Here is a 26,123-nt window from a genome sequence, read left to right on the forward strand (position 1 = left end):
CAAAAGCACTGATTTTGCTCAAGAAATGGTACAATAGCGATCGTGGCAACCGTTAAATGCTCAAATGAGCTAAAATAATCGGAATAGCATCGATGGCAACCGTTAGGGCAATTTCGCCAGTTGATTGCCGATCTATGCTTTGCGAAAGTTGAGTTAATAATAATATAGACGCCTTTCGGCGTCTTCAGGCTGTCGAGAAACTCTCGGCAGCCATTTTTTATGTTGAAATGAGAATTAAGACGTCAGCACGTTAAAAATTGTATAATAATAGTAACTCATATAAGAGAATTACTTGTAAACGAGGGATTAACAATGAGCATAGAAAGATTGCAACAGCAAATATCTTTTATAATGGAAATTGATAAGCTAAAAACGATTTTGCGTAAGTCGTATATTACGGATCGTTCAAGAGCGGAGAATGATGCTGAGCATTCCTGGCATTTGGCGGTGATGGCAGTCATTTTATTAGAGCATGCCAACACTGAAAAAATCGATATATTGAAAATTATTAAAATGGTATTGATCCATGATATTGTGGAGATAGATGCTGGTGATACTTTTGCTTATGACGATGCGGGACATACAGACAAATATGAGCGGGAGCTGGCAGCAGCAGATCGGATTTTTGACTTGCTGCCTGAAGATCAAGGGCAGGAGCTTAAGGCTCTTTGGGAAGAGTTTGAGCAGCGGGAAAGTCCGGAGTCGCAATTTGCGGCAGCGATCGACCGGCTTGCGCCTATGCTGCTTAACTATTATACAGAAGGACATACTTGGAAACAAAACGGTATAACCAGCGATCGGGTTATTGCTTATAACCGTCATATTAATGATGGATCTACTGTGCTTTGGGAGTATGCCCAGCAGTTTATTGATGACGCTGTGCAAAAAGGCTATTTGAAGAAGGGGGAATAATGATAAATAACCCAATAGTAAAGTTTGAACTGTGGTGGGATGAGGTAAAGCGGATTGGATTAAAGCATCCTGGTGCGGTATGTGTTTCTACTATTGATGAGCAAGGTTTCCCGTCAGGCCGCTTTGTTGACCTGAAAGAATTTGCAGATGATTGTTTTATATTTTGTACGAGTCTGGATTCTCAGAAAGGACATGATATTGAGAGAAATGATAAAGTGGCCTTAACGTTTTGGTGGGAAGCGATCGGGTATCAGGTACGGATTATTGGGCATGCGTCGCAAATTTCTTCTGCAGCGGCAGATCGGTATTGGAATACAAGGCCTAGAGATGCGCAAATCACAACGCTTAGCTGTCAGCAAAGCAAACTCCTTATATCCGAAAAATTGCTACAGGTGCAGTTTGAAAAAATAAAAGCAAGCTTAGAAGGGGTGGAGATTTCGCGGCCAGGCAATTGGGGCGGATACGCCGTTAAGCCGGTAATGATTGAGTTTTTGACCTTTAAAGCAAGCCGCCTGCATCTTCGTGAGCGGTATACAATAGTCGGGAATGAGTGGAGCAAGGAACTATTGCAACCCTAGCAGCCTACTAGAAATAGTATGGAAGGTATACGGTGTACACTAAATTAATATGATAAACATTAGGAAGGTAACAGCATATGATACGAATTTTAGAACTGCCAATTGAATATGAATTCAACAACCAAAAAAGTTATTTGTATCCCAGCCTCATTGTAAAAGATAATGACTTGACACTAGTGGACACGGGATATCCTGGCTTTTTGCCGCTTATTGAGCATGAAATTCTGAAAAATGGTTTTACGATAAGTCAATTGAAACAAATTATTATAACTCATTATGACGATGATCATATTGGTTCACTCTATGAATTCAAACAAAAATATCCATGGATACAGGTTATATCCAGCGCAATTGAAGCGAAATATATTTGTGGTGCAGAAAAGTCGGAAAGGCTCGTTCAGGCTGAACAAATGCTGGAACAGATGACAGGTGAAGCGGCTGATTTTGGCAATTGGTTTGTACAGCAATTGAATAATTTGCAGCATGCTGCTGTTGATCAAACAGTCCAGGATGGAGATATGATTTTGGATAATCAATGCAAAATAATAGCAACCCCAGGTCATACTTCCGGTCATATCTCCTTGTACTTTCCGGCAATAAAAGCAGTAGTGACGGGAGATGCTGCTGTGGCAGAAAATGGCCAGCTCATTGTTGCAAATCCACAGTTTTGCTTGAATCTTGAGCAGGCGGAGCATTCTCTAAACAAGGTTAAGAATCTGGGCGCAAAAAAATATTTTTGCTATCATGGCGGGAATATTTCGGTGAACTCGACGGTGATTTAGATAGGCAGGAGAAAATGATGCGCTGATTACTGTAAGTTTAATGACAGGGACGAAGGAGCGGTTAGAGATGGGGATGACAGGTAATTATATTGCAGTAGATAGTGAGACGATCGTAAAGATTGCTAGTGGCGAATTGCAATTGGAGGAGCTAGATCCGGCCGAATATCCGTCGCTTGATATCGACAAGTCGTGGCAGGCGATTTTGTATACATTGTGTGGGGAAGTTTTCAACGGGGAACCGCCGCTTGGCTATGTAGTGCCGCTGCTGGAGGATCAGACGCTGGATTTTCTGGATTATGGCGCTTTTTATGTAAAGCCTGAACAAGTTGCTGCTGCAGTGGCAGCTATTAGCGGTATAAGCGAACCTGATATGCGTCAACTATACAACTTTGAAGGCATGGTATCAGAGGCAATCTATCCAGTTTTGGAAGACGAGGATCGGGATGAGTTTTTCTCCTATATGTTTGCACATTTTGCAGACTTGCGTTCGTTCTATGAAACAGCGGTAACAGGCAATCAAGGGATTATTTTCTGGATATCGTAGAAACCTAGAGGGAGCTCTAACAGGTCAATGTGATCTATTAGAGCTCCATCTGTATTTAAAGCTTTACTTGATTACGCCGCAAGCGACGCGATCGCCAGAATTGCCCGCAGGATCCGTCTTATAGTCATCTGCCGCAGCATGAATAACAAGAGCGGTTCCGCCTGGCTTCACAATCGAATTAGGTTTGCCAGGCTGCAAGGTGATTACTGCAGATGTAATATCTGCTGCTACTTTGCCGTCAGCTCCTACTGTAATATTAGGCAAATCGCCTAAATGGAAGCCTTTCGGATTATCAAATCCATGCTCCTTGCTCGTTGGGTTGAAATGAGCGCCAGCACTTGTAAACTTTGGAGGCTCGCATAGTCCCTTTTCATGGATATGAATGCCATGAACGCCAGGTGAAAGCTTCTCCGCCTCAACATGAATCAATACTTTGCCAGCCTGCTCGGTTAGAACAGCCTTGCCGATGGCTTCGCCGTTTGTATTCACAATGGAAACAATTATAGCATCGCCTTGTTTTTTCTCTTCAGCAAGCGATGTTGCTGCTATGCTCATATGCAGCACAAGTAAAAAAGTGAAAAGCGGAATTATTCTTTTCATAGAAACCTCCATCATTATGTGCAATTGTTTTGATGCATACAACATCATTATAATGCACATAAAAATGGAAATTATTCACTGGCGAGACGGAAACGATCCTCTTCTTTTATTTTTGCTATCGCTTCATTTTTAGTTCGAACGCCCAGCTTGTCATAAATTTTTTTTAAATACTTCTCAACCGAGCTTTCGCTCGTATTAATGGCAGCTGCAATTTCAGCATTAGTCACTTTTTGCACAATGAGAGATACAATCTTTTGTTCTGTTGTTGTAAGATCAGCCTCCCAATAATGTTTAACATCTTCGGAGCGAATCAGCTGCATCTGTCTAAATAGAGGAAGCGGAATGATTGTACTGCCGCCTATAACCGTATGAATTAATTGAATAACCTCTTGAGAGGATGCGCTTTTGTTGAGCATGCCGCTTACACCATTTTCTAGCAGCAGGTTGAAATAAGGCTCATAGTCATAGCCCGTATGGATAATGACATGAGTAGCAGGATACTTTTCTTTAATACGGTAGCAAACCTGAATGCCTGATCGATCGGGCAGGCTTAAATCTAATATGACAATTGAAGGCTTTAAGCTATAAGCAAGCTCAATTCCTTCATGCCCGTTGGAAGCAAGACCTACAACTTGAATCGATTCATCTTGCTCCAGAATATGCTTAAGCCCAGCAGCCATTGCGGGATGATCATCGATAATAAGTACTCGAATTACTTTTACCAATTCATCATTACTCCTCAGCTAATATAATTAGAACGGATAAGCCTCTGCCAGATGCGGTTTTTACTTCAATGCTTGCATCGATATTGGCAACGCGCTGTCGAATGCCTATCCAGCCCATCGTGTCTTCATGCTTGTGTTCAGAAATGCCAACGCCATTATCTGAATAGTGAAGGCAGTACTGATAGTCGGTTTTATAAAAATGCAAGGATACATTATGTGCCTTAGAGTGCTTCTTGGCATTGGATAGCAGCTCTTGAGAAATACGAAATAGCTGCAGTAAAATATCCGAAGGCAGTGCGTCCCATTTTTTTGAATGTTCAATTTTTAATCGCAGCTTATAGGGCGCAATTCCGCGCTCTGTTTCAATGAGGTTGGAAATGGCTACTGCAAAGCCAGCCTCTTTTAATTGATGCGGATACAAAAGAAATGCCGCTTCCCTTGCATTGATATTTATAATATCAAGAAACTCGGTCAGCTCCTGCAAATATATATTGATTTCATTGGCATTTAGTTTCTTTTCTTGAATTTTCACGACACGCTGTCTGGCAAAAAAGATATCCTGCAGCACAGTATCGTGCAAGTCGGATGCGATACGCGCACGTTCCATTTCTTGCAATTGAAAGGTTAATTTATTAATCCACTGCGAGGCAGCAAGCGGCTGTTCGCTGGCAGCAGCAGCTTCATTGATATAATTGGTTACTCGCATAGACAGCTTCTTGCTTAAATGAATGTTTTCAATAACGAGAGATAATGGACCGCATAGCGTTTCCAGCCACTGCTGGCAGGCCGCAAGCAGCGAACGATTAGGATATTTAATAATTAAATAACCGGAGTAGTCTGCGTTCTGTTCAATGTCAAATATAAGATACTCACTTGCAATCGTACTCTCGGAATCATTTTGCAAAATTTGCTTAAGATGCTCTTTATCAATATCGCCATGAGAGAAAAAGTTGAAATGGCTATAGTAATTAATACAAACAGCAGCATGTTTTACTTTTAATACTCTGCACAGCTCAGGAAGGAAAAACGTGCGCAAATCCTCAAGCTGCTGTATTTTTTTGAAGTTTCTTATGATTTGATGCATGGCGAGCGTAGTTGGGTTGCTGCGATGGGTTAAAGTAGAAAAAAACTGTATCAGCATCTTCTCAATTCCTGACCACTTGAAATTAAACAGCTTCTTTCTTGAAGCAAAGTAGAAAAAGAAAATAGGAAACAAAATAAGAGCCCAAATTGTATTGGAATAACTTACACCTGTTACGCCAAATAAATCCGGAATAATCGAAAGCAGCAAAATAGGCGTAAAGGAAATTCCAAAAGCGAAAAACATCGTTTTAATAATATTGGCAGAATAAGAATATTCGTACCTTCTTTTAAAGTATAAGAAAATGAGAAACACTAGGCTCAATATGCATACTGTAGTAAAAAACAATAGTGAAAAAAATCGGTCAAAGCTATAGTACTTATAGTTTGCTAGCGGAGTAAAGTACACTAATCTTGCTAAGCTAATGGGAATCAGCATGTAATAGAGAACTTTAATTAACATGAATGGAAAAAAGGACTGTCCCTTCTCTTCTAAAAGCCGGTACATAAAATGAACAAATAAAACGGGTACAATGGATAATGCATTAAATATTAAATATATGGCGATTGCATCTCCACGCGAAGATGCTTCAATGCTCATAAATATGAATCCCATTAAAACGAATAATAGAATAAGAAGTTTGGTTGAAGCGCTATAAACGGCTCTGGTATATAATGCTGCAGCAACTATAAACATGATTAATTCTATAGCATTTAGAAGCAGCGGCTGCATAGTATTAGGGCTTTCCACATCATAAAGCGTAAATTCGTAAATGGAATTATCTCGCAAAACTTCGACACTTCGGGCTTGTTCGATACTATGAAATTTGGGAACACTAAAATGCTGCATGACGGGTCTGCCATCAATGCGCAAGACCTCGTCATACAGCTCCAGACCAATAATATTTGCAGCACTACCAGAGTGGAATTTGGATATGATCCACTTATCTGAATCTGTTGTGCTTACTTCAACACCCAAATACATATAGTGATAGGATACAAAGCTTAGCCATAAGTGTACTGCAAATATTACTGCGCCAACCCATATCATAATGAGTTTTTTTGATTTTAAAACAGGAAACATAAAATATTATGCCCAGAACGGATTTTCTTTTTTGTCTTGTTGATTTGATTTGGCGAAACTAGCTTCAAGTGCTTTTTTGCTTTCCGGAGAAAGATTGGAGATTTTTAAGCTTGTAATGACTGGTTTGCCGGCTTGCTTGCTATTTGCCATTTCAATTGCTGAATCTTTTAATTGCTTTGTCCACATAGTAATCGCCCCTTAAAATGAAATTGTGATTATTTACATCTATATTAACATATTTGAAAGACTGGTAATACATAGAATTCCGTAAACTTTTTGAAAGTTTCCTCAATTTTTTTTGAGGAATCTAGCAATTGCCAGCTGTTCAAATTGGTTTTTCCAATAGGAATCCGTATGCTGCAATTGATTCAGCTGCTCGCTTGCCTGCTGCGCGTAAAGCATTTGGACGGCATTTGTATATTCAATGACGCCTGATTTCTCGATAAAATCTAGTATTTCAAGCTTATGAGTAAGAAATTGCTGCTGTTCACAGTTTTCGTTATAGTATTTACGGAGAATGGGCAGGTATGTATCGCTTTGCTCTAGCAGAAATAAAGTAGAGAGTGTAATTTTACGCTGGACAAGATCATTACGGTAATCGATTCTAGTTATATTTTTTATATCATTCTCCAGCTGCGCAGCAATGCCGATATTGGCAGCCATGCTGGAAAGCAGGTCAAGCTGGCTTTCATGCATAGCGTTACGATCTGGACAACCCATTAGAATAGCCAGCTTTATGAGGGACGACGATTTTTCGCTTACCATCTGCAGGTATTGCTCCTCGTCAGTTACTTCATTGCCAATATCTCTATGCTGGCCATTATGTGCGGCAGTAATCAGCTGGAGCATAGCAGGGCTGAGAGCAGGTGCGGACATGTTGCCGGCGATTGCAGCTGTTAGCAGGGCAGTAGCGGCGTTTATTGCAATAGGATGGTCACAGCTCATCCAAGGAGGGTCCGTATTATCCTGATCCTGCAAATCATCTAAAATGTCGAGGCTTAAAATAATTAATTCGGTTTGCGCGGCTGTGTGATGGATACGCGAGGAAGTTCCGCCGAGCAAATGATGTGTATATAAAGTTAGCTTGGGCCATATCGATGTCTCGGCCTTTTTGTAAGCAATAAATTGATGAACAAGCTCATTGAGCTGACCGTGATAAATATGAGCATTAATAATTTGCGAGATTGCCTCGTGAACATAATTCTCTGCAGTTAACTGCTCCTTAGAGCGAAATTGAGTATCCATTGCTTGCCCCCTTAAAAGTGAATTAATTATCAATACATCCTCTAATTACCATATCACACTGATTTTTGTTAGGGTACTAGATATTTGGTTCAAGAAGAAACGCTGCGCGTCCTTGACTAAGGATGTACCGTTTTTCGGTGAGACTGTAACGATTTACTTCCGGTGGACGAATAAGAGATGACATGTCAAAAAGTTGAGAGGCGGAGAGGGCGGGATGCACCAGGAAGAGGTCAAGCTTAGAATGTTTGTAGAAGGCAGCCGTGCTGCTTTTGAAGACATTGTTCTGGCTTACCGGGAGCCTGCAATCCGTTTTGCGTGCCAGTATGTCCATGATCCCTACATTGCAGAGGATTTGGTTCAGGAGTGTTTTGCCTACTTGTACGTATATCCATGGAAATACAATTTTCGAGCTTCCTTTAAAACCTATTTGTTTACGTTGATTCGAAACAAGTCCGTGGATTATTTGCGCAAAAAAGAAAGAAGACGGGAATGTACGGATCAGGAGGAGGAAGTGTGGAGAGAAACGGGAGAAACGGCTCCAGGTCCAGAACAGAGCGTGCTGGATAAAGAAAACAGGCAGTATTGGGAGTATGTGCTTAGTTCCTTAAGCAGCGAGTACAGGACAGCTCTGTATATGGTCGATGTGGAAGGGATGTCTCCCAAAGAAGCGGCTGCTGTACAAGGAAAGACGGCAGCGGGATTTCGGGTTACGCTTTTCCGGGCGAGAAAGAAGCTGAAAGCATTCGTGGAAAAGGAGGGTTTGTATGAAAGATTGGAATGGGATTGAAGGCAATCAGAGTATAAATCAATTTGATGACGAAATCTTTTTGCGCGGCATCTATCGAAAAGTGACGGTTCTGGAATATGAACAGCGGGAAAATGAACGTGTTTTGGCCAATCGCAGGCGATTGCGCAGGCAATGGCTTATCAGGCTGGGAGTGACGACGGGTGCTGTAATAGGACTCATCTATATTATGCAAATTAATTCTTTTGATATGATAGCGGTCCTGCCGCTTTCCTCTGTTCTCATTACATTGGGGCTTCTGTTGGAGCATATTGAGCTGCGAATGACTGCGAACAAGGAATAGGATATTCGACAAAGGACACATAATGGAGCGTGAACAAGATGGAGATAACGTTGAATGAGTTGACCAAACGTTATGGTAATAAAACCGCACTAAATGGCGTTACGCTGAAATGGGAGGACGGCGTGCAGGGACTGCTCGGACCTAACGGGGCAGGTAAAACAACGCTGATGAGGCTGTTGGCCACCTTGCTCACGCCAACATCTGGCAGTGCAGTAATTGATGGGGTTCCACTGAAGGAGAAACATAAAATTAGGCAGCTTATCGGATATTTGCCTCAGGAATTTTCCTTTTATCCTGGTATGACCGTGATGGACGCCCTGGATTATCTGGCCCTTCTCTCCGGTGTCAAAGCGGCTGTGGATCGAAAAAGGAAAATCAATGAATTGCTGGAAGCTGTCAATCTGGAGAACCACCGCAAAACAAAGGTAAAAGCTTTGTCTGGAGGGATGAAGAGAAGACTGGGAATTGCCCAAGCCATGATTCACGAGCCGAAATTACTTATAGTGGACGAGCCTACTGCAGGATTGGATCCTGAGGAGCGTATACGGTTTCGTCAGTTGCTAGCCAGCTTTTCTGAAAACAGGATTGTACTTTTATCTACACATGTCGTAGAAGACATTGAATCCTCCTGCCGTGAAGTGACTGTACTGACAGAGGGCTCGGTTCCCTTTCAAGGCAGTATTGCACAATTGGCGGAGCAAGCCAGGGGAAAGGTATGGACGGCAGAAGTGGACAACGCTGATTGGCGCGCTGCAAACCAGTCAATTAGAATTGTTTCCGCTGTAGCCAAAGGCTCTCGCATGAGTGTCCGATTTCTAGCGGAATCTCCTCCCCTGGCCGAGGCGGAGGAAGCGGAGCCAACAATGGAGGACGGATACCTCTGCCTGGTCAAGGTGAGGGGGAAACTTCAATGAGCTTTTTGACACTCCTAGGCAAGGAATTAGGGATGTTGAGCCGAAACCTGGTTGTATATCTGCTGCTGGCCGTTATTGTCCTGTTTTATTGGACCAATTATGCAACGGAAGAAAGCTGGAGTGAGGGCAGGGCACCTGTACCTCCTACAGAAACGGCTGATCCATTCTTGGCAAGTGGGGAAGGTACTTTGGAAGAAGTCCCTCCAATGCCCGTATACGGCTTTAAAGAAATAACAGATCCCGTACTCATTGCGCAGCGTTACCTCTGGATGCTGGAGACTGATCTGCAGAGGGGATGGATGGAGCGGAGGATTATTTTTGGGGCGTTTGCACACAAAAGCCGATTGTCGCAGAAAGATCGGGAGCATATGAAGGAGACGATTTCCGATTTTGAACGGGTTGTGAAAGAACCAACAAAGTATACAGGAATTGAGGCGAAGCAGATAGCGGCTGATTTGGATAGCGCGCTTGGCGGCTGGACCAGTTACATGAGGGAAGGCGTTACATTCATCGAGCCGATTGAAACTTTCGAAGACGCGATGGAAAGCTATCGCGTTTTAGAGACGAACTACGCAGAAAGAGTGGCCGATGGTCAGATTTACCCGGGAATGGCAAGATTATTCAGTGATTATATGGGGCTTACCGCTGGTTTATTTCCTGTTTTTCTGGCTGCTTTCGCGATGGGCCGGGATAGAAGCAGCCGAATGTTTGAACTTGTTGCCAGTCGCTCTATCCGGGCATGGCGTTATGTCGGGGCCCGTTATTCGGCGCATGTTATCCTTATTTCACTTATTTATTTGCTGCTTGCGACAGTCGGAGCATGGCAAACGGCGGCAGCGCTCGATGGAACAGAAGCGTTCGGAGCAGCTTTGCCGATTTTCCTGTCTTACGCGGCTGGATGGCTGGTTCCTACCATCATGGCGACTACTGCATTCGGTATGCTGATTAGCATTGCAACTGGCAGTGGTGTTGCTGTAATACCTCTTCAAATTGTATGGTGGTTTATTTCGGTCTTCCCTTTAATTGGAGATTATAGATTGCATAAACTCTTTTTACGGTTTAATACTGGTGCGGAGGCAGGAACCTTTCACCGGTATGCAGATATGATTATGGCTAATCGGTTATTCTACGTTTTTTTAGCTTTGGCAATGATTACTGCCGCAACAATAATTTGGGAACGCAAAAGGAGCAGTGGGAAAATGACAAAAAGCGTTTTTAACCTTCGGAGAAAGCAGGCAGGGATGCTTCTGCAGAATGGGAATGAGGGATGAGCACACCTTTATCATCTTTACAGTCTGTTTCTGTTCGTCAACAAAAGAGCCCAGCGGCTCTTTTATTGTGGAATCTACGTCTTTTAGCCGGTCCACTTTGGCTAGCGGCTTTACTGATTGTTTTAATGCTTGCGGCATTTTCTAATCCCTCCTTTATGGGGACTGTCGATGCGGCGTATTGGGGTGAACGTTTCGTAGCGTTGTTGTCTTTGCTTCTATTCCCTCCTCTGGCGTTGATGGAATCTGGAGGGATAGGCGAAGGCTTGCTTGCTAAGAGACAACGTCTTGAGATCGTTTTATTATGCCGTTGGTTATTGTCCGGATGCTATATGGCCGTAATTGTGGCAGTTTTTTATGGGGTTACAAGATTACTGGGGGCAAGCTATGACGAGATGCTTATGCTTGGTGCCTTGATTAATAGTTTGGCGCTCGGCTCTGTTGCTTTACTGGCCGCCATTCTTTTTTGCAGCCTTTCCGGAGGTTATATACTAGTATTCGCCTGGTATTTGCTGGACTGGACGACTAAGGGGAAATGGACGGGGAAAGTGTATTTATTCAGCATGTCAGATGGTGCTTGGAATGGGGATAAGCTGTGGCTTCTTGTTGTTGCTCTGCTTTGTGCGACATGTTCGGCATGGTTATTGCCTCGATTGATTAAGGGGAAAGCTTTTAGCTAGGATTACTAGCGTTTTAAGTAACTAGTAGATTATTTCAAAAGTTTGGACGTTTTGATTGAAAAGTAAAATGAGAATAGCATTTATTTGAGACTGTCGATTCATTGTGAGCAACTATTTATAAGCAATGAGAAAGGGGAAACGGAGAGCAAGAATGGGAATGGAGAAGCGGCAGCGTCCGCCTTTGTAGGCTAATTTTTTCTTTTACAGGGGTTATTTATTCATAAAAATTAGACTACAACAGCGGTCGGAATCCCAATCTTGATCGCAGTGCCACCCCTTCTATTGCTTGTTGCGACTATCCACAATGAATCGACAGTCTCTGTTTACGCGTTATATCGAACAAGTGAAAAACTGGTTGTTTAATTCCATTCTAGGAATCAAACAACCAGTTTTTATTTAAATATAAGAAAGTATAAGTTATTACCTTATACCTGTTCTTATATTTCATCGGTAAACGCGCCGCCTTTCCAAAGGACGGCGGAGCCGTTTATCCTTGGTATTACCTTGAGAGTAGGACGATTAATGATGGCTGGTTTAAGATGAAGTTATTCATTTTCCAGGAGAAGGTTCTGGGGATGTTATTCATAACGCGCCGTAACGGTGTGCAACGAATAATAGGCTGCAAATGCAGCAAATACTACGATAAATGCACGAAAAATGAGCTCTTTTAACGCCAACAAGCTATTTCTGACATGCTAATGACAGATACGAAACGCAAAAAATGATGAAAAGTTGTAAAGAAGTTCATACTTATGAACAAACGGTGAACTTAGTATGATAGTTACAGCCCCACAAATTAAGCATAGATAAAGGTGAAGATGCACATGATTAACAAACCAAGAACAAAGTTCGGCCAATTTATCGACAAGATTGATGGAAGGGTTTTCCTGCTGATTTCCTTGTTGCTCGGATTGCTGACGTGGCAGTTAGTTTCTATGACGAGTGCAGGTGCCGTTTTCGCTGGTCCTGTAGATACGTTTAATGCTTTTGTAAAAGAAATTTCCAATGGAAAATTGCTCGAGCATACTTATGTGAGCTTGTATCGCGTACTAGGCGGATTCATTCTTGCACTTATTATTGCGATTCCAGTAGCCTTTCTAATGGGCTGGTACAAGGTTTGCAGATTGCTGGTTGAGCCATGGATCCAATTTTTGAGAACGATTCCACCAATTGCGTATATCCCGCTTGTCATTGTTGCTCAGGGCGTTGGTGAAAGCGCTAAAATAACTGTTATTTTTATAGCTTCCTTTCTAGTAATGGTTGTTTCTATTTATCAAGGGGTACGTAATGTTGATGTTACATTAATTAAAGCTTCGCGAGTCCTTGGTGCTAAAGATAGCGATATATTTTTAAAAGTTATTATTCCGGCAGCATTTCCGTTTATATTAGTTGCGCTTCGTTTGGGTTTAAGTGCGGCACTTACAACATTGATTGCGGCAGAGCTTACAGGCGCTCAAGTAGGTCTTGGTCAAATGATCCAAGAAGCGAGCTTGTATTTTCGAATGGAAATCGTTATTTTAGGTATCGTTGTAATCGGGGTTATCGGTTTTATTTTGGATAAAACATTATTGTTCTTAGAAAGGAAGTTGGCAGGATGGCAGGAAGTGCGGAGCGTATGATGAATAGTGAGCCGAAAGTTGTCGTCGATAAAGTCAGAAAAGTTTATCAGTCAAGCCGCGGTGAAGTAGTAGCCCTTAATGATACGAATTTAACGATTAATAATAATGAATTTATTTGTGTAGTAGGTCCTTCAGGCTGCGGCAAAACAACGCTTCTTAATATTCTTGGCGGATTGGACGAGCCTACCTCAGGCGAAATTAGAATAGATGGCAAGCCGATCAGCGGTCCAAGCGCGGAGCGAGGAATCGTATTCCAGCAGTACGCTTTGTTCCCGTGGTTAACGGTTAGACAGAATGTTGAGTTTGGCTTAAAGCTTAAGAAGGTTGGAAAAAGCGAACGCAAAGAAATTGCTGAAAAGTATATTGAATCCGTAGGTCTTAAAGACTTTACGAATTCTTATCCGAAAGAGCTTTCTGGAGGTATGAAGCAGCGTGTTGCGATTGCCAGAGCTTATGCGGTAAATCCAAAACTGCTGCTGCTTGATGAGCCGTTCGGTGCGCTGGATGCACAAACTCGTACGCAGCTGCAGGTTGAGCTTCTAAATACTTGGGAGCAAGAGCAAAAGACATGCTTCTTTATTACACATGACGTGGAGGAAGCGGTACTGCTTGCAAACCGCGTAGTTGTTATGAGTGCAAGACCAGGTAGAATTAAGACGATCATTGACATCGATCTTAAACATCCGCGGACACAAGAAACCCGTATGTCCAAAGAGTTTAACGATATAAAGAATGAAATTTGGAATCAGGTGTATGAAGAATACCTAGGTGCCAAAAAATAATCGAAAAGAGGGGATTGCTTTGAAAAAATGGGTCACGCTTATGTTAACAGTAGTTTTAGTATTTGCATTGGCAGCATGTGGGAAATCAAACAATAATACAAACACCCCAAGTAATTCATCCACGCCATCTGGTGAGCAGCAAACACAAAAAGCAGATAAATTACGTATTGCTTATCACCCGAATATGGGCGGTTCATCAGCGATTATTACAGGTATTAAAAAAGGCTTCTTTAAAGATCAAAATCTTGATATTGAGCTTGTGAAATTTACTAGCGGACCAACTGAGATTGCAGCCATGGTTTCTGGAGACATTGATCTTGGCTATGTAGGTCACGGCGCGCATTTCCTTGCTGTACAAGGAAAAGTTAAAGTTCTTTCCCTGGACGTTCTAAGTAAAGCTGAAGAACTAATTGTTAGAAACGATACAGGCATTAAATCTGTTAAAGATTTGAAAGGCAAAACAGTTGCGACTCAGCTAGGCACTTCCGGCGATGTTGTACTTGATCTAGCTCTTAAAAGAGAAGGCATGACTCGTAACGATGTGAAGCTGATCAACATGGATATGGCAGGCGCAGTATCTGCATTTATCGCTAAAAAGGTTGATGCGGTTATCGTATGGGCTCCTTATTCTACAGAAGTTAAAAAGGCTGCAGGCAATGACAATGTTACGGTTCTTGCGGATAGTGCAAGCTTCAGTGATGAGTTTGTATTTCCTGCAAGCTGGGTTGCTACACCAGATTTCTTGAAGAAAAACGAGGACAAAACGGTTCGTTTCCTTAAAGCATTGCACCAAGCAATGGACTACAGAGTTGAGCACCTGGACGAGGTTGTTGATTATGTAGCGGAGCTTAATGACACGCCTAAAGATTCTGTACAGCAAGAAGTCGACACAGGCGTATGGTTAACGGGTAAAGAGGTTCAAGGATACTTTGCTGACGGTACGGCTAAAAAGTGGTATGAGCAGCAGCAGAAGCTATTCATTGACGGTGGCCAGCTTGATAAAGAAACACCAGTAGAAGACTATGTAACATTTGATCTAATGAAAAAAGTAGCGGAATAATTTCCCGACTTCAAAGAGCATGCTAGAATAGTAACGACAGATATTCTGTCGTTACTATTCCACTAGGGGCTAGAGAAAATGATCATATTTATTTTAGCGATCATGCTGATTACGGGAATCGTCCTAGTCTTAACTAGCATGAAATCGACATCGACCTGGCTTGCCGGCAGCTTTATTGGCAGCATGCTGCTCATCGTCGGTTTCATGTTTTATTTTGCTAAGAGCGGCGGGCTGCCGTATCGCATGGAAATTATTTTTTTTCTCCATACGGACATCCATCGTTATTTTCAATATTCCATGATTACAATCGATCAAATGAGCCGCTTGCTATGCATAGGCCGAGCAGTCTTTTTGTTCTTCTCAGCCGGATTTGTGATCAACGTGAGCGATATTATTGGCCGTAATCAAAAACGTTACCTTTATGGTGCTGTTTTTGTATTTGCATTAATGAATTATTTGATCTATGAGCCGACTATTTATGCCGCTCTTACTGCCGGGGCATCTGATACGGTGCATACCTGGACTGCCGTTATTGTGCGCGGGTTGAATATTATGTACGTACTGGGTACGCTATATATATTGTTTAGACAGCTTAAGCGGATGAAGACGCCTTGGCTAAAAAACAATTTTATGATTGTACTTATAACAGTAGTGAATTTGCAAATTATTTTTATGCTGTTTGGCGTTTTTTCACCGTTGCAGGTAAGCCATGCAATTGCTGTTAACAATTCCTTTCTCGGAACGCTCTACTATGGGCATACATTGTCGCTAGTGCAATGGTACGTGATGATTGTTGTCAGCTTTTTGATGACGATTGTTGGCACGATGTCTTTGTGGAAATATAACAAGCTCATTGGACAAATCGGCAAGCCGGAAATGATGCTGGAGAAAAAAATACGGGAGAACAATATGGGCGTTCGTATTTTTACGCATGGCATCAAAAATCAGCTGCTGGCCCAGCGTGTGCTTATTCGCAATATGAAAAAGAAAAGCATGGAAGAGAATGAAGAAACTGCTGCGCAGGAAATAATAAGCGGGCAATTGGAGCAGCTCGCTCAAAGCAATGAGCAGATTTTGCAGCGGATGGATGAGCTGTACAGCGCGTTCAAATCTAACCGGATGCAGCTAAAGCCTACGCCGTTGCGCGTTATTTATGATGATGTGCTTAAAAAGCTTGAGGAAAGCCAGCGAAAGCTGCTGAAGACGAATGAGTTTGAGGATCAGTTTTTGCTTGCTGACCGTCCTTATATTGTTCAGACGATATGCAATTTGCTAAGCAATGCCTTCGATGCAGTTGCAGACAATGAGGCTAATGGGCGTAAGCAGATCGTCAGCTTCGATGCTTATCAGGCAGGGGACAGAATTGTATTGCAGATTAAAGATAACGGAGTAGGTATAGAAAAAGGGCAGAGGAATCGTATATTCGAGCCTTTCTATACACGCAAAAATTCCAATACGAATTGGGGAATTGGTTTATCTTATGTCCAGCAAACCGTCAAAGCACATTTTGGTTTTGTACGCTTTGAAAGCAAACTAGGGGAGGGTACGACATTTTATGTTTACTTACCCATCTACAGGCCAAACAGCTAGGCAAGAGGAGAATATAAGGGTTATAATTGCTGAGGATAATGAAATTTTGCGGCAGGATTTCTCCGAGATGATTGAAGATTGTCCGCATATGAGTCTTGTGGGGGCTGCTTCATCCGGCGCAGAGGCTGTAGAGCTGGCATCGCAGTCCGATGCAGACATTATACTCATGGATATTGAGATGGAATCCCATCAGGACGGGATAGAAGCAGCAAGCCGATTGTCTGCTTTAAAGCCGCAGACCGGCATCATTTTTTTGACCGTGCATGAAGATGATGAAACGATCTATAAGGCCTATACGCTCAATAATGCTAGAGATTATTTAGTCAAATCTGCTGAGCATTCCGAAATATTGCGCAGCATAGAGGATGCTTTCGAAGAACAAACAAAAGGCTCCTCCTCCATGGCTTCCAAGCTGCAAACCGAATTTTCTCGTCTGAAGCAAACCGAAAGCAGCTTATTATTTTTTATGACGATATTATCACAGCTTACGCAGGCGGAGCGGGAAATTATTAAGCTATTGCTTGAAAGCTATAAAGTAGACGAAATCGCGCGGATGCGCATGGTGGAGCCTGTTACCATCAAGTCGCAAATTAATACTTTACTTAAGAAATTCAATATGAAACGCACACGGGAAATTGTTAATTTAATTCGCAAATTAAATATAACCTTTCTATTTGAGATTGGTTAACTATAATAACTATTCGGGGTGACTAACATTGAGTACGAATCGCAGACCCAATATTTTATTTATTATGTCAGATGACCATGCTTCACACGCTATGAGCTGCTATGGCAGCCGTATTAACCAAACACCGCAGCTGGACCGCATTGCAGACGAAGGTATTTTATTTGATAACTGCTTCTGCACCAACTCTATTTGCTCGCCGAGCAGAGCTGCTATTTTAACAGGCAAATACAATCATCTTAATGGCGTTAAATCGATTGAAGATGAGCTGGACGGCCGTCAAATGACCTTCCCAAAGCTGCTTCAAGCTGATGGGTACCAAACGGCTATGATCGGCAAATGGCATTTGGGACATGGCGGCAACGCTGACCCTACAGGCTTTGATTTTTGGACCGTCGTGCCGGGCCAAGGGGAGTACCATGATCCTCATTTCTATGAAATGGGCGAGCTGAAGCAGTTCAAAGGCTATGCAACAGAGCTCATTACCGACTTCTCCATCGACTGGCTGGAAAAACGGGATAAAGACCGTCCATTCCTGCTGATGTGTCACCACAAAGCGCCGCATCGTCCATGGCAGCCGGCTGAGAAATACGCTAATCTGTATGATGATATTGATATTCCAGAGCCGGAAACCTTCTATGATGACTATGCGACACGCTCTGATGCAGCAAAAGAAGCAAAAATGCGTATCGAATCCGACATGAATGATCTAGTCGATCTGAAAGCAACACCGCCGGAAGGCCTGACGCCGCTTGAAGAGAAAAAATGGAGATATCAGCGCTATATCAAGGATTATTTGAGATGCGTGGCGTCCATTGACGAATCAATTGGCAACTTGCTTGATTATTTGGACAAAGAAGGCATTGCGGAAGATACAATCGTTGTATATACATCTGACCAAGGCTTCTTCCTTGGCGATCATGGCTGGTATGACAAGCGCCTTATGTATGAGGAGTCCCTGCGCATGCCGTTTATCGTTCGTTATCCGCGTGAGATCAAGGCAGGCTCACGTACAGATGCGATGGCGCTGAATGTTGATTTCCCTGCGACATTTTTGGATTACGCGGGCGTTCCTGTTCCTGAAGAAATGCAAGGCTATAGCCTGCGTTCGATTTGGGAAGGGCAGACGCCTGAGGGCTGGCGCACATCGATGTACTATCGCTACTGGATGCATCTGGACGAGCATCATAATGTGTATTCCCATTATGGTATTCGCACAGAGCGCTACAAGCTTATCTACTATTATGGCGAAGCGCTTGGCACATCCGGCTCCATCGACGAAAACCGCCCGCCAGAGTGGGAGCTTTACGACCTTGAGAAAGATCCGTATGAGCTGAACAACGTGTATCATAATGAGGAATACGCGGATATTACGCGTGAGCTGAAGCAGGAGCTGCATCGTCTGCAGAAGGAAGTGCAAGATGAGCCTGTGGAGGAAATAGAGTAGGAAACGGTGGCTATTTGGGACCAACCAGTAAAGCAAACAGTGAACCAACTAGCAAAGTGAATAGTAGAACCAACCAGTAAAGTTATAGTAGACCAACCGGCAAACGCAAAATTGCTGGTTGGTTTTTTTGATATGGGGCGGCGCAGATTCTAACGAATCGTGAAAGCCTTATTTGGCCGAAAAAGCCACTTTTGAAAATCTAACGAAACTATACGTTCTTATGTGTGTCTAAAGGTGCCTAAAACAGTGTTTTGTTCACGGATAGCGCTGGCTGGATTCGTTACATTATCATTACCTGTTTTTCGCAATAGAAACTAGCAGCTGTGCAGCATCTGCTAAGGTCCAGTAAACGATTTGCAAAACTGTAACGGATGTGAGAAGCGCTATTTATTCAAAAAAGGCAGTTTTGAATTTGTAACGGTTGCCATTAACGCTATTTGCTATTTTTTTGCTTTATAAGCCCGATTTGGGGCAAATAAGCGCTGCTAGAACCGTTAGAATTTTAAAAGCGGTTTTTTAGGCCAATTAGTGCCTGTGGCAACCGTTAAAGTGGAACAAACGTAAACGATAGTAACAAACTAGTGACAGTCTTTATGCGAAATTACGAATACAATCGTTGCCCATGCTTCGTATATAGTTGCCCACAATTAATCGACATCCTCCTTAGGTTCGTTACAGTTTTGTATGTTCGTTCGAGTTGCTTCGGTATGATCGCGAATCGCGCAAATGAATAACAAACCGACTTCTACCTAATGAAGTCGGTTTTGTTTTTTTATCCTTCTCAAATCCAACTCCTTCTTAAAATGCCGCTTGACAGAAATTAACCGTTTGAACAATAGTGAAGTGTAAAGAAAACGGTTACCTCGTACTTGCCCAAGCGTTGCAGCAACCGGAATGGAGGAAATAATGAAAAAAAGAACGACGCTATACAGCAAAATGAATATAGCCATCTCTATTTTTATTATCATCACATTGGTTGTGTACGGCATTCTCAATCAAATGAATGTTCAAGTTGTAGAGAGGCTGCTTCAGAATGAAAACAGCAACCAATTGGAATTTTTGCGCAAGCAAATGGATGCGACTGCTTATACACTGGCTATGAATACGATTTCCTTGTCGCGCGATCCGTCTGTATTGGAGCTTGAGAAAGCGTTGTTTAAGCAGGATGAAAAGCGGGTGATCCAGACGGAATCAATCGTGCAGGAAAAGCTTCATCTGCAAAGCTCATCAAGCAGCTGGTTCAATGAAATTTCACTCAGCTTTCCAGCTGCAGAACGGACCATTACTACAGGCATTAATCAAATTTTCAGCGTTTATGATGAAGTGCAATTGGAACGAAGCTCGAGGCAATCCGGCTGGATCTATATGCCCGCTAATTCCGAAGGAGGCGAAGCAAAGTTTATTTATACGGCCGGAGGTCCGATTAATGATACCGGGCGTATTGACCAAAGCATTGTCATTGTTCAAATGTCAGTCAACGAGAAAACCGTGTCCAATTTATTGGATCAACTGAAATCGGGCAGCAAGGGCGACCCCTTTATGATAAATAATAAGAAGCAAGTCGTATATAATGAAACCTCTGATTTCTCCCTTACGGATGCCGTTATACAGGCTTTGGATCAGGAAGAGCTGCAAGAGAGAGGTACGATGCAAACGAAGCTTCATAATAAAACGTATATTGTTAACTACGTCTATTCCCAAGCGCTTGATTTCTATATGGTGGATTATACGCCGATCCAGCAAATTCTTGCCCCGATCACGATGAGCCGGAATTTATTTTATGGCTGCATTGGCCTGCTGCTGCTGCTCGGATTTTTGGCTTCTTTTTTTATGTATAAAAATGTGCAGCAGCCGTTAAAAGCACTAACTGGCGTATTGAAGAAAATTCAAACAGGAGATTTTAATACGCGGATTAACCGCTGGTATCATAATGAATTTGATTACATTACAGTCAGATTTAATGAAATGGCTGGCCAAATTCAACACTTGTTTGAGAATGTGTATGAGGAGAGAAACCGTTCAAGGCTGGCTACGCTCAAGATGCTGCAAGCACAAATTAATCCGCATTTTCTTTATAACAGCCTCAATTTTATTATTAGCTCCGCTAATTTGGGCAGGCAGGAATCAGTCGTGGCCATGGCTTATAATTTGAGTGATTACTACCGGTATATGACAAGGCTTGAAAATCATCATACGAAACTGGAAGATGAGCTGAAGGTTATTCAAAACTATTTGGAGATACACAAACTTCGGCTGCAGCGGATTAATTACGAGATTCGTATGCCGGAGGAAATGCAGCATCTTTCTATTCCTCGCCTGCTTATCCAGCCTATTGTGGAGAATGCGCTGATTCATGGTCTGGAGCCGAAATTAGGCAAAGGAAAGATTACGATTATCGGATATAAAGAAGACGGTTTCTATTGGATTGCTGTCGAAGATAACGGTGTTGGAGTTTCTGACACAAAATTAGAAGAGATCAGGGAACGCCTTCATCAACAGGCGGATAATGAGTCAAGCTGCGGGATGCGAAATGTTAATATGCGGTTAAAGCATGAGTTCGGCGAAACAGCCGGGCTGCGCATAGAAAAGCTAAACGATGATTCTTCTGTGCGCGTAACGATTTATTGGGAGGGGAATGGCTGATGGCGCGCTTATTATTAGTGGATGACGAGCCGGTTATTTTAGAAGAGCTGGCCTTATATTTGAATGATATAGATGGTATTGAAGAGGTTTATACGGCTGATTCCGGGGTGGAGGCGGTAAAGCTGCTGGAACGAAGCCGGATTGACCTGATCGTAACGGATATCCGCATGCCGGGAATGTCAGGCCTTGAGCTGTGCGAATATGTTCATGGTAGAAAAGAACGGATTCCTTGCGTTCTGCTGTCCGGCTACGCAGAGTTCGGGTATGCCCAGCAAGCGCTGCAGCATAAAGCCTCGGCTTATCTGCTCAAGCCTGTCAAAAAAGAAGAGCTGGTGGAAACGATTAAATTGGAGGTTGAGAAAGCGAAGGCCAGAAATGAAGAGGAAGGCACGAATAAGAAGCTGCAGCAAACCTTGCGGTCTAATCTTTCGCTTTTGCAAGCAAATTTGCTGCTGGAGTTTTTGAATGGCAAGCAAGGCGATCCCAAAAGGCTGGAGGAGCAGCTTGACCGGCTGGAAATCCCTTTTCAAATTGGAGGCACCGCTGTATTAATGCTGCTCCGGATTGAAAATCGGCTGCTTGATTATGACGAAGAAAGCACTTCCTTGTTCGAATTTGCCATTATGAACATCGCGGAGGAAGTGTTCCATTCTTATTTTAACGTATGGCTGTGCAAAGACAGCTACCACTATCTTGTAATGCTGCTAAGTTTCAAGGGAGAAGCTCGATCCGCACAAGTGGAAATGAAGAAGCTGCTGGGCGAATTGGCTGGCGAGCTTCAAGGCCATGTGGCGGCTTTCTTAAAGGGCAGTATTTCGGTTGTCGTGAGCGGAGAAGCGGCATTTCCCGATCAGGCTGGCGAGCTGTATTATCATGCACTACAAGCAATAAAACAACTTCCGGACCAGGAACAGGCGCATTTGTTGAAGCTTTGGGACATGCCATCCTATCGCCAGTCTATCTTGCGCTCGCTGCAAAGGCTGTACGAACCGCCAGTCCTGCTTCAGATGCTGGAGGAACGCCGGTGGCAGGATGCTCGCGACCGTCTGGCCTATATTTTTGAAGAATTAGGCATAGAAGGGCTGGACACGTATGAGCACCGGGCAGAGGTTTATTATGCTTTGTCGAATGCCTATTACTGTATCATGCACAGCTGCGGCCATCAACTGGCGTCGGTGCTTGGCCAACAACGGCTCTTGGAAGCAAACAGCGCGCTGCTGCGCTCCGCCAAGCAGCTTAAAAATTGGTCGTTTAATGTGCTGGCCAAAATCGAGCAGGAAATTTCACAAGAGACCGGCGGCATGCTAAGTCCGTTTTTGCTGCAAGTCCATCAATTTATTGAGAGAAATTTGACGACAGTGTCGCTGCAGGAGCTCAGCGATCATTTAAAACTGCATCCGGCGTATATATCAGCCATGTACAAGCAGGAAACCGGGGAGAACTTAAGCGATTATATTTTCAGATACCGTATGGAAAAAGCGCGCTACTTGCTCCGCAGCTCCAACTCTAAAATTTATGAGATTGCAGAGCAGCTCGGCTATCAGTCAACGCCTTATTTTACAAAGCTGTTTAAAAAGCATTTTCAATTGACGCCGCAGGAATACCGGGATGCTCTTCAATAGGCATTCTTAAAAAATTCATCTACGATCTAAAAATGTTACCTGTGTTACGAAAAGCAAACCTCCTTTACACTTTATTCAACAGCCGGCAAAAATTCAAAACAGGAGGGGTTAGAAATGAGAAAAGCTTTAATTGTTTTATTCGCAAGCGTTTTTATAGTAGCCATGATTGGCTGTTCCTCAGGGAAGAAAGGCAGTTCGGGCGAATCTGACGGCAAGATTACTGAAATTACGATGATTTCTCAAGGGCAGTGGGAAAAGTCAGGCCTTCTGGATGTAATAGCGGGCTTTGAAAATAAGTATCCCGGCATCAAGGTGAAGGTGGAGAGCTATCCGTTCCGCCAATTGTTCGAAACGATTGAAGTAAAGCTGGGCTCCAAGTCAAAGGATTACGACGTCATTACGGTTGACGGACCTTTGGTAGCCAATTACACGGTTAAAGGTTATTTAGAGCCGTTAGAGTCATATATTTCTTCCAGCGAGTACAGCTCCAAATGGATCGAATCTTCCATCAATGCCGGTCAGTACGGAGGACAGCTGATGGCGGCTCCGATGAACACTTCATCACAGGTGCTTTATTACAATAAAGATATATTCGCAGAAAAGGGCGTTGAAACTCCCGAGTTTGACATTGAGAAGCGCTGGACATGGGAGCAGGTTGTCGAAGCGGCCAAGAAGCTTACTTACGATACGAACGGTGACGGCCAAAGCGATGTATTCGGCTTCAGCTTTGACCAGGTAAGCCGTGCTTATCAAACATTGGCCTTGTCGGAAAGCCTGGGTGCGAAAGTGATCGATGATAAAGGCATTTCGACTGCTGGACTGATTAACTCGGATTTGTCTGTCAAAGCGGCATCATTTTACTATGATATGTTCAATACTTGGAAGATCAGCCCGAGAGTGGCGCCCGATGTATCCAAAGAATATTTCTCATCCGGCAAAGTTGCCATGTTTGTAGGCGGAACGTGGAGCACCAAAGATTTTCTTGATGCGAAAATCAATTACGGCATTGCGCCGCATCCATATTTCGCGGGCGAGAAGGTTGCCACTCCAACGGGAAGCTGGCATCTGGGCATTAATAAATATTCGGAGAAGAAGGAAGCGGCAGCCAAGTTTATTGAATATTTTACGATCGGTGAAGGAGCGCGGATCTGGTTTGACGGCAATAAGGATCTGCCAGCGAATATCGATATATTGAAGCAGATTGAATCTGACGCGAAATTCGATGAGTTTCCTAACAACGTTTACCGCATCGCAACTTACGAAGCGCAAAATACGGCGGTTTCCCGGCCGCTGACACCGGGTTATCTGGATTGGGAGTCGCTGTATAATCAAGCCTTTGATGATATTAAAAACGGTACGGAACCAAAGAAAGCTTTGGACGAGGCAGCCGTTCAAATGGATAGACAACTCAAGAAATATGAAAGTGTAGTCAAATAGGCCGCACTATGAAAAGAATCATATACGCACCTTACTTGTTCTTGCTTCCGGCACTTTCCTTGCTGCTTATTTTTAAACTATACCCAATTGTGCTTGGATTCAAAAACAGTCTGTATACGCCGGAATTTATTGCAGGACAGCAATCCTTCGCGGGACTTGATAATTACAAGCACCTGTTTATGGACAGCGGCTTTTGGAATTCTGTATACGTCACTTTGATCTTTAATGTGTTCATAAATCCGATTCAAATCGCGCTGGCATTTTTGCTCGCGCTGATGCTGAACGTCAAGCTGAAAGGGATCCATATATTTCGGAGCATCAATTTTGTTCCGATAGCTGTATCGCTTCCGATAGCCTGCATATTGTGGAGCATTATGCTCAGCCCGGAGCAGGGCGTTGTCAACTCTGCTTTAGTCGCCATGGGGCTGCAGCAGCAGCCGTTTCTGATCAGTAAAGATCAGGCGCTGTGGGTGATTATGGCGATTGCCACCTGGAAGGGTGTAGGCTATTGGGCTATCTTTTTGCTCGCCGGCTTGCAGGAGGTTCCGTCAAATTTATATGAAGCCGCCAGCATTGACGGCGCAGGAAAATGGCAGCAGTTCAAAAATGTAACGTTCCCACTTATGAAGCGTCCGCTTACGTTCGTTATTGTCGCGGATACGGTTGCTAATTTCCTGTTGTTTGCCCCTATGTATATATTGACTAAAGGCGGACCTGAGAACAGCACGAATGTGCTGATGAATGAAAGCTTCGCTAGCGCATTTGTTTATTCGGATTCAGGGAGAGCTTCGGCTATCGTCATATTGCTGCTGATTCTGATTTTGTGTATTATCGCCGTTCAATTCCGCATGTTCAGGTCTAAGGTTTAGGAGGGGATTTAGTTGTTCAAAAGGAATTATGCATCGAACACGGCGATGTACACCGTACAGGTTTTATCGGCATTCATAATTGTATTTCCATTGTTATTTGCGGTTGTTTCCTCACTGAGGCCGTTAAAGGATATTTTCAAATACGTGTCTCCCGTGACCTTGTATACATTTTTGCCGACTAATATTACCTTTGATGCTTATATCAGCTTGTTTACAGTCCGCAATTTCGACAAAGTTTTGTTCAATACCTTTTTCGTCGCTATGATGACGGTTCTATTTGGTATTATTTTCGGTTCGATGGCTGCCTTTGCGTTTGCCAAATTTCAATTTAAAGGAAAGACGCTGCTATTTGGCGTGGTGCTGCTTACTTTTATGATCCCGTTCGAAGTGATTGCGATTCCGCTGTACGGGCTTGTTACATCAATAGGCTGGATCGATACTTATTACGGATTGATTGTGCCTGCAGTGGCCAATGGGCTAGTTATCTTTTTGTATCGGCAGTTTTTTCTCGATTTGCCTGATTCCCTAATTGAATCGGCACGTCTGGACGGCGCCACCTGGTGGAAAATATACCGTTCCATCATTATGCCTTTATGCAAACCGGTTACGATCAGCGCAGGGCTGCTCTTGTTTATTTCACAGTGGGAATCTTTTATGTGGCCCCTAATTGCTACCCGTTCCAAAGAGTATAAAGTGATTCAAGTGGCGATGAGTGATTTCACAACCGAGCACTCCACTTTATGGAACGAGCTGTACGCGGTATCCGTCATCGCTGTTATTATTCCAGTGTTTTTGCTGCTTCCGCTGCAGCGTTACTTTGTGCAGGGCGTATCTAATACCGGTATTAAAGAATAATTAGACAACGGGAC

25 protein-coding genes are annotated in these 26,123 nt (G+C 43.2%); 20 read left to right on the forward strand and 5 right to left on the reverse strand.

The features are described 5' to 3' along the window. Window positions 1–312: 312 nt before the first annotated feature. From ACRRU2_RS25820 to ACRRU2_RS25835, 4 genes are all read left to right on the forward strand, one after another. Window positions 313–912, forward strand: coding sequence for an HD domain-containing protein (locus ACRRU2_RS25820; protein WP_432506081.1), 600 nt, complete (start codon window positions 313–315; stop codon window positions 910–912). Then, window positions 912–1,490, forward strand: a complete 579-nt coding sequence (locus tag ACRRU2_RS25825; protein WP_432506083.1) for a pyridoxine/pyridoxamine 5'-phosphate oxidase — start codon at window positions 912–914, stop codon at window positions 1,488–1,490. The genes ACRRU2_RS25820 and ACRRU2_RS25825 overlap by 1 nt, the downstream gene beginning before the upstream one ends. An 80-nt stretch (window positions 1,491–1,570) precedes the next feature. Continuing rightward, window positions 1,571–2,272 (forward strand): MBL fold metallo-hydrolase, encoded by a 702-nt coding sequence (locus ACRRU2_RS25830; RefSeq protein ID WP_432506129.1) that lies wholly within the window; start codon window positions 1,571–1,573, stop codon window positions 2,270–2,272. A 67-nt stretch (window positions 2,273–2,339) separates the two neighbouring features. Next, a complete protein-coding gene (locus ACRRU2_RS25835) occupies window positions 2,340–2,816 on the forward strand; it encodes a YfbM family protein (RefSeq protein ID WP_432506085.1) in 477 nt (158 codons plus the stop codon). A gap of 63 nt (window positions 2,817–2,879) precedes the next feature. Here ACRRU2_RS25835 and ACRRU2_RS25840 read toward each other — a convergent pair whose 3' ends face one another. From ACRRU2_RS25840 to ACRRU2_RS25860, 5 genes are all read right to left on the reverse strand, one after another. After that, window positions 2,880–3,416, reverse strand: coding sequence for a superoxide dismutase family protein (locus tag ACRRU2_RS25840; RefSeq protein WP_432506087.1), 537 nt, complete (start codon window positions 3,414–3,416; stop codon window positions 2,880–2,882). Between the two features lie 71 nt (window positions 3,417–3,487). Beyond that, window positions 3,488–4,141, reverse strand: a complete 654-nt coding sequence (locus tag ACRRU2_RS25845; protein ID WP_432506089.1) for a response regulator — start codon at window positions 4,139–4,141, stop codon at window positions 3,488–3,490. A gap of 7 nt (window positions 4,142–4,148) precedes the next feature. Further along, window positions 4,149–6,305, reverse strand: coding sequence for a sensor histidine kinase (locus tag ACRRU2_RS25850; protein ID WP_432506091.1), 2,157 nt, complete (start codon window positions 6,303–6,305; stop codon window positions 4,149–4,151). Window positions 6,306–6,311: 6 nt separating this feature from the next. Continuing rightward, window positions 6,312–6,491: a hypothetical protein gene (locus tag ACRRU2_RS25855; RefSeq protein ID WP_432506093.1), complete on the reverse strand. Its 180-nt coding sequence runs from the start codon at window positions 6,489–6,491 to the stop codon at window positions 6,312–6,314. Window positions 6,492–6,593: 102 nt separating this feature from the next. Further along, a complete protein-coding gene (locus ACRRU2_RS25860) occupies window positions 6,594–7,550 on the reverse strand; it encodes a class 1 isoprenoid biosynthesis enzyme (RefSeq protein ID WP_331701842.1) in 957 nt (318 codons plus the stop codon). Between the two features lie 214 nt (window positions 7,551–7,764). Between ACRRU2_RS25860 and ACRRU2_RS25865 the strand changes: the two genes are divergently transcribed. From ACRRU2_RS25865 to ACRRU2_RS25940, 16 genes are all read left to right on the forward strand, one after another. Then, a complete protein-coding gene (locus ACRRU2_RS25865) occupies window positions 7,765–8,337 on the forward strand; it encodes an RNA polymerase sigma factor (RefSeq protein ID WP_432506095.1) in 573 nt (190 codons plus the stop codon). Beyond that, a complete protein-coding gene (locus tag ACRRU2_RS25870; protein ID WP_432506097.1) occupies window positions 8,315–8,638 on the forward strand; it encodes a hypothetical protein in 324 nt (107 codons plus the stop codon). The genes ACRRU2_RS25865 and ACRRU2_RS25870 overlap by 23 nt, the downstream gene beginning before the upstream one ends. 38 nt (window positions 8,639–8,676) lie before the next feature. Then, entirely contained in the window at window positions 8,677–9,552 is an 876-nt protein-coding gene (locus ACRRU2_RS25875) for an ABC transporter ATP-binding protein (RefSeq protein ID WP_432506099.1), read from the forward strand. Further along, entirely contained in the window at window positions 9,549–10,823 is a 1,275-nt protein-coding gene (locus tag ACRRU2_RS25880; protein ID WP_432506101.1) for a hypothetical protein, read from the forward strand. The genes ACRRU2_RS25875 and ACRRU2_RS25880 overlap by 4 nt, the downstream gene beginning before the upstream one ends. Further along, window positions 10,820–11,500 carry a hypothetical protein gene (locus ACRRU2_RS25885; protein WP_432506103.1) on the forward strand — a complete coding sequence of 227 codons (681 nt, stop codon included), beginning with the start codon at window positions 10,820–10,822 and terminating at the stop codon, window positions 11,498–11,500. The genes ACRRU2_RS25880 and ACRRU2_RS25885 overlap by 4 nt, the downstream gene beginning before the upstream one ends. Window positions 11,501–12,324: 824 nt before the next feature. Next, window positions 12,325–13,119, forward strand: coding sequence for an ABC transporter permease (locus ACRRU2_RS25890; RefSeq protein ID WP_331701850.1), 795 nt, complete (start codon window positions 12,325–12,327; stop codon window positions 13,117–13,119). Then, entirely contained in the window at window positions 13,095–13,901 is an 807-nt protein-coding gene (locus ACRRU2_RS25895) for an ABC transporter ATP-binding protein (RefSeq protein WP_432506105.1), read from the forward strand. The genes ACRRU2_RS25890 and ACRRU2_RS25895 overlap by 25 nt, the downstream gene beginning before the upstream one ends. 19 nt (window positions 13,902–13,920) lie before the next feature. Further along, the gene (locus tag ACRRU2_RS25900; protein ID WP_331701852.1) at window positions 13,921–14,961 is read left to right on the forward strand and encodes an ABC transporter substrate-binding protein; all 1,041 of its coding nucleotides are present in this window, start codon (window positions 13,921–13,923) and stop codon (window positions 14,959–14,961) included. A 78-nt stretch (window positions 14,962–15,039) separates the two neighbouring features. Then, window positions 15,040–16,551, forward strand: a complete 1,512-nt coding sequence (locus ACRRU2_RS25905) for a sensor histidine kinase (protein ID WP_331701853.1) — start codon at window positions 15,040–15,042, stop codon at window positions 16,549–16,551. Continuing rightward, window positions 16,517–17,239 (forward strand): response regulator transcription factor, encoded by a 723-nt coding sequence (locus ACRRU2_RS25910; RefSeq protein WP_331701854.1) that lies wholly within the window; start codon window positions 16,517–16,519, stop codon window positions 17,237–17,239. Before ACRRU2_RS25905 ends, ACRRU2_RS25910 begins: the two co-directional genes overlap by 35 nt. A gap of 28 nt (window positions 17,240–17,267) precedes the next feature. Further along, complete coding sequence (locus ACRRU2_RS25915; protein WP_432506108.1) at window positions 17,268–18,683, forward strand: sulfatase family protein; 1,416 nt, start codon at window positions 17,268–17,270, stop codon at window positions 18,681–18,683. Between the two features lie 906 nt (window positions 18,684–19,589). Further along, entirely contained in the window at window positions 19,590–21,326 is a 1,737-nt protein-coding gene (locus ACRRU2_RS25920; RefSeq protein ID WP_432506110.1) for a histidine kinase, read from the forward strand. After that, window positions 21,326–22,948, forward strand: a complete 1,623-nt coding sequence (locus tag ACRRU2_RS25925; protein ID WP_432506112.1) for a response regulator transcription factor — start codon at window positions 21,326–21,328, stop codon at window positions 22,946–22,948. Before ACRRU2_RS25920 ends, ACRRU2_RS25925 begins: the two co-directional genes overlap by 1 nt. Before the next feature lie 114 nt (window positions 22,949–23,062). After that, window positions 23,063–24,385 carry a sugar ABC transporter substrate-binding protein gene (locus ACRRU2_RS25930; RefSeq protein WP_432506114.1) on the forward strand — a complete coding sequence of 441 codons (1,323 nt, stop codon included), beginning with the start codon at window positions 23,063–23,065 and terminating at the stop codon, window positions 24,383–24,385. Window positions 24,386–24,393: 8 nt separating this feature from the next. After that, entirely contained in the window at window positions 24,394–25,254 is an 861-nt protein-coding gene (locus ACRRU2_RS25935; RefSeq protein ID WP_432506116.1) for a carbohydrate ABC transporter permease, read from the forward strand. A 12-nt stretch (window positions 25,255–25,266) separates the two neighbouring features. After that, entirely contained in the window at window positions 25,267–26,109 is an 843-nt protein-coding gene (locus ACRRU2_RS25940) for a carbohydrate ABC transporter permease (RefSeq protein ID WP_331701859.1), read from the forward strand. Window positions 26,110–26,123: the final 14 nt, after the last annotated feature.

Origin of the sequence: Paenibacillus sp. GXUN7292, assembly GCF_050864975.1 — a bacterium.
Classification (GTDB): domain Bacteria; phylum Bacillota; class Bacilli; order Paenibacillales; family Paenibacillaceae; genus Pristimantibacillus.

Bases quoted from the DNA above. Each gene is read 5' to 3' on its own strand.
- ACRRU2_RS25860 (WP_331701842.1), bottom strand. From the start codon at position 7,550: ATGGATACTCAATTTCGCTCTAAGGAGCAGTTAACTGCAGAGAATTAT.
- ACRRU2_RS25880 (WP_432506101.1), top strand. From the start codon at position 9,549: ATGAGCTTTTTGACACTCCTAGGCAAGGAATTAGGGATGTTGAGCCGA.
- ACRRU2_RS25910 (WP_331701854.1), top strand. From the start codon at position 16,517: ATGTTTACTTACCCATCTACAGGCCAAACAGCTAGGCAAGAGGAGAAT.
- ACRRU2_RS25920 (WP_432506110.1), top strand. From the start codon at position 19,590: ATGAAAAAAAGAACGACGCTATACAGCAAAATGAATATAGCCATCTCT.
- ACRRU2_RS25935 (WP_432506116.1), top strand. From the start codon at position 24,394: ATGAAAAGAATCATATACGCACCTTACTTGTTCTTGCTTCCGGCACTT.
- ACRRU2_RS25840 (WP_432506087.1), bottom strand. From the start codon at position 3,416: ATGAAAAGAATAATTCCGCTTTTCACTTTTTTACTTGTGCTGCATATG.
- ACRRU2_RS25835 (WP_432506085.1), top strand. From the start codon at position 2,340: ATGGGGATGACAGGTAATTATATTGCAGTAGATAGTGAGACGATCGTA.
- ACRRU2_RS25855 (WP_432506093.1), bottom strand. From the start codon at position 6,491: ATGTGGACAAAGCAATTAAAAGATTCAGCAATTGAAATGGCAAATAGC.
- ACRRU2_RS25890 (WP_331701850.1), top strand. From the start codon at position 12,325: ATGATTAACAAACCAAGAACAAAGTTCGGCCAATTTATCGACAAGATT.
- ACRRU2_RS25895 (WP_432506105.1), top strand. From the start codon at position 13,095: ATGGCAGGAAGTGCGGAGCGTATGATGAATAGTGAGCCGAAAGTTGTC.
- ACRRU2_RS25930 (WP_432506114.1), top strand. From the start codon at position 23,063: ATGAGAAAAGCTTTAATTGTTTTATTCGCAAGCGTTTTTATAGTAGCC.
- ACRRU2_RS25885 (WP_432506103.1), top strand. From the start codon at position 10,820: ATGAGCACACCTTTATCATCTTTACAGTCTGTTTCTGTTCGTCAACAA.
- ACRRU2_RS25905 (WP_331701853.1), top strand. From the start codon at position 15,040: ATGATCATATTTATTTTAGCGATCATGCTGATTACGGGAATCGTCCTA.
- ACRRU2_RS25925 (WP_432506112.1), top strand. From the start codon at position 21,326: ATGGCGCGCTTATTATTAGTGGATGACGAGCCGGTTATTTTAGAAGAG.
- ACRRU2_RS25865 (WP_432506095.1), top strand. From the start codon at position 7,765: ATGCACCAGGAAGAGGTCAAGCTTAGAATGTTTGTAGAAGGCAGCCGT.
- ACRRU2_RS25825 (WP_432506083.1), top strand. From the start codon at position 912: ATGATAAATAACCCAATAGTAAAGTTTGAACTGTGGTGGGATGAGGTA.
- ACRRU2_RS25820 (WP_432506081.1), top strand. From the start codon at position 313: ATGAGCATAGAAAGATTGCAACAGCAAATATCTTTTATAATGGAAATT.
- ACRRU2_RS25870 (WP_432506097.1), top strand. From the start codon at position 8,315: ATGAAAGATTGGAATGGGATTGAAGGCAATCAGAGTATAAATCAATTT.
- ACRRU2_RS25850 (WP_432506091.1), bottom strand. From the start codon at position 6,305: ATGTTTCCTGTTTTAAAATCAAAAAAACTCATTATGATATGGGTTGGC.
- ACRRU2_RS25875 (WP_432506099.1), top strand. From the start codon at position 8,677: ATGGAGATAACGTTGAATGAGTTGACCAAACGTTATGGTAATAAAACC.